The organism is Streptococcus sp. k-378, from assembly GCF_013277505.1.
Taxonomy (GTDB): Bacteria; Bacillota; Bacilli; order Lactobacillales; family Streptococcaceae; genus Streptococcus; species Streptococcus pseudopneumoniae.
Genome location: NZ_VMNC01000043.1, coordinates 1 through 8,813, shown reverse-complemented (window position 1 = coordinate 8,813; position 8,813 = coordinate 1). Strand labels below are relative to the sequence as shown.

Annotated in this window: 10 protein-coding genes and 2 tRNA genes; 1 reads left to right on the top strand and 11 read right to left on the bottom strand. The window is 40.8% G+C overall.

The features are described from left to right. Positions 1 to 3 precede the first annotated feature (3 nt). A complete protein-coding gene (locus HT719_RS05145) occupies positions 4 to 1,395 on the bottom strand; it encodes a Cof-type HAD-IIB family hydrolase (RefSeq protein ID WP_000453149.1) in 1,392 nt (463 codons plus the stop codon). 65 nt (positions 1,396 to 1,460) lie between these two features. On the opposite strand from HT719_RS05145, the gene HT719_RS05140 reads away from it, so the two are divergent. Next, positions 1,461 to 2,423, top strand: coding sequence for an asparaginase (locus HT719_RS05140; protein ID WP_172928459.1), 963 nt, complete (start codon positions 1,461 to 1,463; stop codon positions 2,421 to 2,423). Between the two features lie 28 nt (positions 2,424 to 2,451). Here HT719_RS05140 and HT719_RS05135 read toward each other — a convergent pair whose 3' ends face one another. From HT719_RS05135 to HT719_RS05090, 10 genes are all read right to left on the bottom strand, one after another. Continuing rightward, entirely contained in the window at positions 2,452 to 2,889 is a 438-nt protein-coding gene (locus tag HT719_RS05135) for a hypothetical protein (RefSeq protein ID WP_172928457.1), read from the bottom strand. Positions 2,890 to 2,952: 63 nt separating this feature from the next. Beyond that, positions 2,953 to 3,963, bottom strand: coding sequence for a catabolite control protein A (gene ccpA, locus HT719_RS05130; protein WP_050208778.1), 1,011 nt, complete (start codon positions 3,961 to 3,963; stop codon positions 2,953 to 2,955). Positions 3,964 to 4,274: 311 nt separating this feature from the next. Then, entirely contained in the window at positions 4,275 to 4,874 is a 600-nt protein-coding gene (locus HT719_RS05125; protein ID WP_023937639.1) for a response regulator transcription factor, read from the bottom strand. Further along, positions 4,875 to 5,972, bottom strand: coding sequence for a sensor histidine kinase (locus HT719_RS05120; RefSeq protein ID WP_172928456.1), 1,098 nt, complete (start codon positions 5,970 to 5,972; stop codon positions 4,875 to 4,877). It abuts the gene before it with no gap. Further along, entirely contained in the window at positions 5,972 to 6,709 is a 738-nt protein-coding gene (locus HT719_RS05115; protein WP_050302891.1) for an ABC transporter permease, read from the bottom strand. The genes HT719_RS05120 and HT719_RS05115 overlap by 1 nt, the downstream gene beginning before the upstream one ends. A 1-nt stretch (position 6,710) precedes the next feature. Further along, on the bottom strand, positions 6,711 to 7,595 hold the full coding sequence (locus tag HT719_RS05110; protein ID WP_172928454.1) for an ABC transporter ATP-binding protein: 885 nt from the start codon (positions 7,593 to 7,595) through the stop codon (positions 6,711 to 6,713). Positions 7,596 to 7,611: 16 nt separating this feature from the next. Next, a complete protein-coding gene (locus tag HT719_RS05105) occupies positions 7,612 to 7,776 on the bottom strand; it encodes a hypothetical protein (protein WP_000709172.1) in 165 nt (54 codons plus the stop codon). Further along, positions 7,773 to 7,979: a hypothetical protein gene (locus HT719_RS05100; RefSeq protein ID WP_007284993.1), complete on the bottom strand. Its 207-nt coding sequence runs from the start codon at positions 7,977 to 7,979 to the stop codon at positions 7,773 to 7,775. Before HT719_RS05100 ends, HT719_RS05105 begins: the two co-directional genes overlap by 4 nt. A gap of 604 nt (positions 7,980 to 8,583) precedes the next feature. Then, a tRNA-Pro gene (locus HT719_RS05095) sits at positions 8,584 to 8,657 on the bottom strand. A gap of 15 nt (positions 8,658 to 8,672) precedes the next feature. Then, a tRNA-Arg gene (locus HT719_RS05090) sits at positions 8,673 to 8,746 on the bottom strand. Positions 8,747 to 8,813: the final 67 nt, after the last annotated feature.

Genomic DNA, 8,813 nt, shown 5'->3' with positions numbered 1-8,813 from the left:
TTTTCATTGAGTATTATTTCTCTCTTTATGACGCTCATAAGCCTTGAGCTGGCGCTGCAGTTCCTTTTTAATAGCAGGTTCTGGAGCATATTTTTCTTCCCAATCATCTGGTTTTAAGATTTTGTGGGTCACTGGATCAAAATGAGCCTTGCCATCTGGAAAAATTTTCCCCATATTAGCCTGATGGACAATGTCAAAAATACGTTCTGGATCCACCCCCATCAAGACAAAACTACCGTAGGTGAAATAAAGCGTGTCAATCAAGGCATCCACCTGACCTATCAAATCTTGCTGAGCAGGCGTCTTCTTAGCTACTTTATCTGCTGCCTTATCAAGAGCTTGATGAAGTTGCGATAGAGCTTGACCAAAGTCCTCTTCAGAAGGGCTGGCAGCTCGAACAAACTCCACCAATTCTTCTATTTTAAAGCCAGCCCTATGGGTTGCACCTTCTAAATCCCAAGCTCGAGGTTCTTCTTGAGTTCGTTCATCCATCATATGGTGGAAGGTCTTGACCTTATTGAAATGATAGTCACGGCTGACAAAGACTTTTTCTGAAGCCAAAACACCAAAATGTTCCAAGGCCTTGTGGATTCCGTCTTGTTGATTGCTGGTGGTAATGTGCTTGGCAACTTCCTTGACACTGCTACTACCATTTCCCATAGCCACAGACATACCGACACCCGCCAACATTTCTAGGTCATTGTCCGAGTCTCCAAAGGCCATGACTTGGTTGAGGTCAAAGCCATATTCTTTCCCGACTAGTCGAATGCCTTCCAATTTAGAGTTTCCTTGATTGATGACATCCGCAGCAAAAGGATTGCTACGTGTCAATTTCAAGTCTTCAAAATCAGCTGCCGCCTTCTCAGATTCTTCTGGCGTCATCAGCATCAAAACTTGGTAGATAGGCTGATTCATCAGATGAAGCAGGTCTTCTTCCTTTTGGGGAACAACCTTGCTGACCATACGATTAAAGGAATGACTCACCGTCCGGGTTAAAACAGAGGGAACGAAGCGACTGATTCGTTGGGAAAAAGAACCCAGACCAAAGGACATGATTTTAGAACCCAGCATGGCATCCTTGGTCCCTAGGGCAATCTCCTTCCCCTCTTTTTTAGCATAGCTAATTAGATGGCGCAAGTGCAACTTGGAAATAGGGCTCGTGAACAAGACTCTGTCTTTAGTAAAGATGTACTGGCCATTATAGGTTACCGCAAAATCCAGGTCCAAATCGTCCATCAATTCCTTAACAAAAAAAGGTCCTCGCCCTGTCGCTACACCGACAAGCACCCCTTGTTCTTTAACAATCTTAATCGCGTCCCTAGTGGATTTCAAAACACTCTTGCGATTGTTGACTAGTGTTCCATCGATATCAAAAAAAACAGCTTTGACTTCCATCCTATCCCAATCTCCCCTTTTGTGATACAATGATTATACCACATTTCAGAAAGAGTAAGTAAATCATGCCTAAGAAAATCCTTGTTTTACATACGGGTGGGACTATTTCCATGCAGGCCGATGCTTCTGGCGCTGTTGTGACGAGTTCAGATAATCCTATGAATCATGTGTCCAACCCACTTGAAGGAATCCAAGTTCATGCCTTGGACTTTTTTAATCTGCCAAGCCCCCATATCAAACCCAAGCATATGCTGGCTCTCTACCAAAAAATCAAAGAGGAAGCAGATAATTACGATGGGGTGGTGATCACACACGGAACCGATACTTTAGAGGAAACAGCCTATTTCCTTGATACCATGGAAATTCCCCACATGCCCATCGTTCTAACAGGAGCCATGCGCAGCTCCAATGAGCTCGGTAGTGATGGTGTTTATAATTACCTAAGTGCTTTACGAGTGGCCAGCGATGACAGGGCTGCTGACAAAGGAGTTTTGGTTGTTATGAACGATGAGATCCACGCTGCCAAGTATGTTACCAAAACACATACGACCAATGCCGGTACCTTCCAGACTCCTACTCACGGTCCCCTTGGTCTGATTATGAAACAGGAAATCCTCTACTTTAAAACAGCTGAACCTCGTGTTCGCTTTGACCTTGATCACATACAAGGATTAGTCCCTATCATCTCTGCTTATGCTGGTATGACAGATGAGCTGATTGATATGCTGGATTTGGAACACTTGGACGGTTTGATTATCCAAGCCTTCGGAGCTGGTAATATTCCCAAAGAAACGGCTCAAAAATTAGAAAACCTTCTGCAAAAAGGAATCCCAGTCGCTCTGGTATCACGATGCTTTAACGGTATAGCAGAACCTGTTTATGCCTACCAGGGTGGGGGCGTGCAATTACAAAAATCTGGTGTCTTCTTTATTAAAGAACTCAACGCCCAAAAAGCCCGCTTGAAACTCCTCATTGCCCTCAATGCCGGACTAACAGGGCAAGCTTTGAAAAACTATATGGAAGGCTAAGACTCTTGAAAAATCTCTTCAAACCACGTCAACTTCCATCTACAAGCTCAAAGCAAGGACTTGAGCTGACTTCGTCAGTTCTATCCACAAGCTCAAAGCAGGGACTTGAGCTGACTTCATCAGTTTCATCCACAAGCTCAAAACAAGGACTTGAGCTGACTTCGTCAGTTTCATCCACAAGCTCAAAGCAGGGACTTGAGCTGACTTCGTCAGTTCTATCCACAAGCTCAAAACAGGGACTTGAGCTGACTTCATCAGTTTCATCCACAAGCTCAAAACAAGGACTTGAGCTGACTTCGTTAGTTCTATCCACAAGCTCAAAGCAGGGACTTGAGCTGACTTCGTTAGTTCTATCCACAAGCTCAAAGCAGGGACTTGAGCTGACTTCGTCAGTTCTATCTACAAGTTCAAAACAGTGTGTTGCGCAGTCTTTAACCAGCCGCCTAGTCCGCTCTATGGTATTCATTAAGTCAACATCTCTTGTTTAAGAGCACAAAATCAGGAAATCTTCTCGATTCCCTGATTTTTTCTATTTACGTTTTCGTGTTGAGCTACGTTCTGTTAATCCATGAGATAATAGAACTTCACGCTCTTCCAACACTTCCTTGTGCATAATCTTAGTCAACATACGCATACTAATGGCACCAAGGTCATAAAGAGGTTGGGCAATAGTTGTCAAGTTTGGACGGGTAAAGCGAGAGACTTGCGAATCATCACTGGCAATGATCTCAAATTCTTCTGGTACTGACACACCTTTACCAGCCAAACCGTTCAAGACACCTGCCGCCAACTCATCACCTGTTACAATTGCTGCAGTTGCATTTGATGAAATCAAGCGCTCTGCCAAGGCATAGCCATCTTCATAAGTGTATTTAGATTCAAATACCAATCCTTCGCTATAAGGAATATCTGCTTTTTTCAAAGCTTCCTTGTAGCCAACCAAACGAACCTTACCATTGATGTCATCCACTAGTGGACCACTGACAAAAGCAATGCGCTCATTTTCTTTAGCGAGGTAGGTCACTGCATCAATCGTAGCTTGTTTGTAGTCAATATTGACACTTGGAAGCTGATGCTCTACATCCACAGTTCCTGCGAGAACAATCGGAGTACGTGAACGCGAAAATTCTGAGCGAATTTTATCTGTCAAGTGATACCCCATAAAGATAATGCCATCTACCTGCTTTGAAAAGAGGGTATTGACAACAGAAACTTCTTTCTCGTTATCTTCATCGCTATTAGCTAGGACAATATTGTACTTGTACATTTCTGCAATATCATCAATCCCCTTAGCCAAACTCGAAAAATAACCATTGGTAATATTTGGAATCACGACACCAACAGTGGTTGTCTTTTTACTTGCAAGACCACGCGCAACTGCATTTGGACGATAATCCAAACGATCAATTACCTCTAACACTTTTTTACGGGTATTCTCTTTTACATTTTTATTGCCATTAACCACACGGCTGACCGTCGCCATGGAAACACCTGCTTCACGAGCGACATCATAAATGGTTACTGTGTCATCTGCATTCATTCCTTTTCCTGTCCTTTCTATCCCACACATTCTTTTACAAGTAGAGGCACCGATTAAAGCTCTATATCTACTTACAAAAGTGAAGATGTGAAAATTTCGTTTTCATATTTTTACCTATTCCATTCTATCACTAATTGTAAACACTTTCAAGTGTTTTTTGAGGATTGATTGAAAAAATTTCATAGAAAGCCTAGGTTTAGCTCCTTGCTACCACCTTAGAGCCACAAAAAGGAGGAAACTAAGCCCCCTCAAGTTACAAATTGTTTGATTAAATAATTTTAACACATAATGGTTTTCGCGTTATGATAGTATCACAACCAACCAGATTCTTTCGCGATATTAGCTGCCTCTGTTCGATTACCTGCATCTAGTTTCGAAAGAATATTAGTGACATAGTTTCGGACTGTTCCGTTGGATAGATAAAGTTTATCTGCAATTTCTTGGTTAGAGAAACCCTGAGCAATTCCCTTTAAGACTGCGATTTCTTGTTCTGTTAATGGATTGGGATGCGTCATCACCACTTCCATCAATTCAGGCGAATACTCCTTGCGTCCTTCGAGGACGGTGTGCAAGGTTTGCATGAGGTCTGCAACGCTTCGTTCCTTTAATACATAAGCATCCACTCCAGCCTTGACCGCACGTTCAAAATACCCAGCACGCTTGAAGGTCGTCACCACAACCACCTTTGTTTCTAGCTTTTCTGATCGTATCCACTCCAAAACCTCGAGACCTGTCTTAACAGGCATTTCTACGTCAAGGATGGCGATATCTACAGACTCCTTTTCTAATAGTTGGATTGCTTCTTGCCCATTCTTGGCTTGGAGGACAGACTCTACATCTGCTTGAAAGGCAAGCAACTGGCACATAGCATCTCGCAACATACTTTGATCTTCTGCGACTAATACTTTCATCTATTTTCTCTCCTTATAAGGTAGTCGAACCTGAACTTCTGTCGGTTGTTTCTGACTGATTACACTTACTTCTCCCGAAAATGGAAGGACACGTTCTCGGACTGTATGGAGGTCACCCCCCTTTATAGAAGTAAAGCCACAGCCATCATCTCTCACTATTAGAATGAGTTCCTTCTCTGTCCGTTCTAATCTTAAGTAGACTTTAGACGCTTGGGCATGTTTGATGATATTGGTCACCAACTCAAGCAAAATCATGGAAGCCGTTGACTCCAATTCTTGAGTAAGGCTAGCAGTATCTAATTGATTAGCTATTTCCACCTCAATTCCAGCAATTTCTAACATCTTTTTCACAGTCTCTAGTTCGGATGTCAAAGTTCTAGACTTAAGATTTTCCACAATGGTTCGAACTTCACGCATTGATTCTTTGCTAATTTGCTGTATTTCTCTTAATTCCTTTTCCACCTGTGGATAAGCCTGCATTTGAAATAACTGCAAGGCTAGATCAGTTTTAACACTAAGCATAGCAAAGGGATGTCCCAAGCTATCATGCAAATCTTGACCGATACGACTGCGTTCATTTTCAGCAAGCAATAGATTTATCTGGGCATTTTGCTTGACCTGAGCTTCTTTCAAATCCTCGACAAGGCGAATTCGAACCGAGCCCAAAGTCATCAAATCGACAAAAGTAAGAATTACAAGCATATAGACTAGAAACTCAACTTCGATTCTCTGAAAAATCAAAAGTCGCCCCACAACAAGGACTTGAGCAAGGAGAAATGTCCATACATGTAAAGACTTTAAACTACGTACGCCAAAATGATAAATTAAGAGATTGGAAAGGAAAAAGAAAAACCAGATATAATTCCCAGCAACAAAGGCGGTATTCCCAGCTACATAGACCAGCATGATCCCCCAGAAAAGCCAAGATAGGCGCTGGTTCTTAGTTATTAAAACACCCAAATACGTCACTACAAATAGAATATCAACCAATAAATGCCAGGCAGGAAGCTCCCCAATCACTACAGGTAGGATGGGAAAAAGCATAAAAATCAAACTGGCCCAAAACATATAGTGTATGCTTTTCAGTCTTTCAAGCATTAAGCATTCTCCTTATGACCTTGAAGGTAAATAGTCAAACCAAATAAAACTGCTGAAAAAACAAGTAAATAAACTGTGGCTGATAGATTGATGCCACCCTCGTTTAAGAAGGTCTTGAGCAACTCCATCAATTGATAGGTCGGGAGACACTTACCGACTGCTTGCATCCAGTCTGGAAATAAAGAGATGGGCATCCAGAGTCCGCCTAAAACAGCCAATCCTAGATAAAGAAGATTGCCCACAACAGACATCAGCTGACTAGTTGGTAAGAGAGTCAAGGTCAAGCCAAGTGCTACAAAAGCAATACTTCCCATAATCAGCAAAATCGCAGCTCCAACCCAGCTTGCTAAAGGCATATCCACACCTCTTACAAAATGCCCAACTGAGAAAACAACCAGAATTGAGACCAAATAATCAACCAGCATACTTGTTATCTTTGATAGATAATATTCTACCATATTTACAGGGCTATGACGCAATGTTTTCTGCCAGTTGTTGATCTTATCGGTATGTAAAACAGCTGGGAATGAAAACATAGCGGTCGACATCATGGAAAAAGCCGTCATGGAGATGAGGTAGTCGCGCATAAAATTCGCGGGTCCACCTGGTGTGTCCTGGTAGATGCCAGAAAAGAATAAATAGAAGGCCGTCGGCATCCCTACTGATAATAAATAATAGACTGATTGCCGTTTGGTCAATAGAAATTCTATCTTGTTTAGTGCGATCCATCGTTTCATCTTAGTCATCTCCCTTTTGTGTTTCTTCAAAGATTGTATCCAACAAGCTACGATTATTGACTTCAATTTCTTGAATCCTACATCCTGCTTGCACTAACAGTTGCCAAAAAGCATCCGCTTCACGTGTAACTACTTGCAAAGCATCTTGTTTTTGTGACCAGTTTTCAACCAAGTTAGACTGCTCAATGACTTCCTTGTAAGCTAGAGGAAGGATAAAATGCTTTTCTATTTCCTCGCTACGCATAGCTAGAGGCGTCGTATCACGAATCAACTCTCCCTTATTTAAAACCAAAATCCGGTCAGCTGTATGTTCTACCTCTTCGATATAATGGGAGGAATAGAGAATGGTGACTCCTTGCGCTTTTAGGTCCCGAACAATTTCCCAAAAACGTTGACGGGTAGAGGTATCCATGGCAGCAGTTGGCTCATCTAAAAAGACAAGCTTTGGTCGCCCAATCAAGGTCAAGACGAAAGAAAAGAGACGCTTTTGCCCACCTGACAATTTTTCTGCAAATTGCTCTTTTTGTTGCTGATTAAACTGCAATAGTTGATCGATTTCCTGATTGCTCAAGGAATTTGGATAAATTTTTTGAAAGAAAGCAATCAACTCTTTTACCTTTAGTTTCTGAACGATTACATTCTCTTGAGGGAGGTAGGATCTTGTATAGTCTAACTGAGAACTCGTTACTGGTAAACCTTTAATAGATACTTGACCGCTGGAGACCAATTTATCTCCGAGCAAATAGTCCAAGAGTGTGGTCTTTCCTGCTCCGTTTGGCCCAATCATGGCAACACATTCACCTTCAGCTATCTCAAAGGAAATATCCTTCAAAATAGCCTTACCCTTGATGTTTTTATGTAAGCCTTGTACCTTAATCATGTTCATAATATTCTCCTTTCAATCACTCCATTCCCATAGGGAAAACGACGAAAATCATAAATCCAAAACCCCAAGCACCACGGATGAATTGGTAAAGGAAGTCTTGATCAAACCAACCTGTAAACATTTCTACCAACCATACCAAGAGTGACAGACCAATAAAGAGATAGATAATCGCTTTTTTCATTCCTCAAACTCCTTTTTCACATCTCCGACTAATTTCAAACCTTCTCTAACAAGCCAAGACATCATTCCAAATCCAGCAAAGACCTCCCAAGGAAAATGATAGAAATCCTCATCCAATCCCGAAAACATGAGATAGGTCATAACTCCTGCTGCTACTAGACTTACAGCGATAATCATTTTATTTCTTATCTCTTCTTCCTCCATTTGGTACTACAATTATAGTCTTTTGAAATCAGAGGAGATAGAAGCTTCTGTCACTAGAAAATATGACAAATGTCATAAAAAATTATGTTCAAAACAAGCAAGATACACTATACAATAAAACACAATTAGAAAAATCTAAGGCAACTTCCTCAAAAGAGATATCAAACCCAATTCACACCATAATGTAAACTAATACTTATTTAAAATCAAAAAAAGTAGAAATTTTTATCAGGCAAACACATATATTATACGTTGAACAAAACCCTTCTATTGCTTTCTTAAAAATTTATAGGAGGCTAAATTTATAAGAGTTATATAATAAAATAAAATAAGAATCGAACAATTTAATTTTGGAATCCAAATCAATTTATAACAATATTTTAGAAGAGATGTTATACTATTCCAAATTCAATTTAATATAAAATCTGTTAAATTTCAATGTGGTTACCTAAACTACGGTATTTATTGAAAAGACTGGAGACAAAAAGTATACGCTACCAAAATGAATTACTGAAATTCAAAAAAGAGAGAACCAAACTGATTCCCTCTTAATGTATATAATATCTAGTTTTAAAAATACACACTCACATATCTCTGTAATGAATCGGGAAGACAGGATTCGAACCTGCGACACCTTGGTCCCAAACCAAGTACTCTACCAAGCTGAGCTACTTCCCGAGTTAAATAGAAAAATGCACCCTAGAGGAGTCGAACCTCTAACCGCCTGATTCGTAGTCAGGTACTCTATCCAGTTGAGCTAAGGGTGCTCATTATATTATGCCGAAGACCGGAATCGAACCGGTACGATCGTTACCAATCGCAGGATTTTAAGTC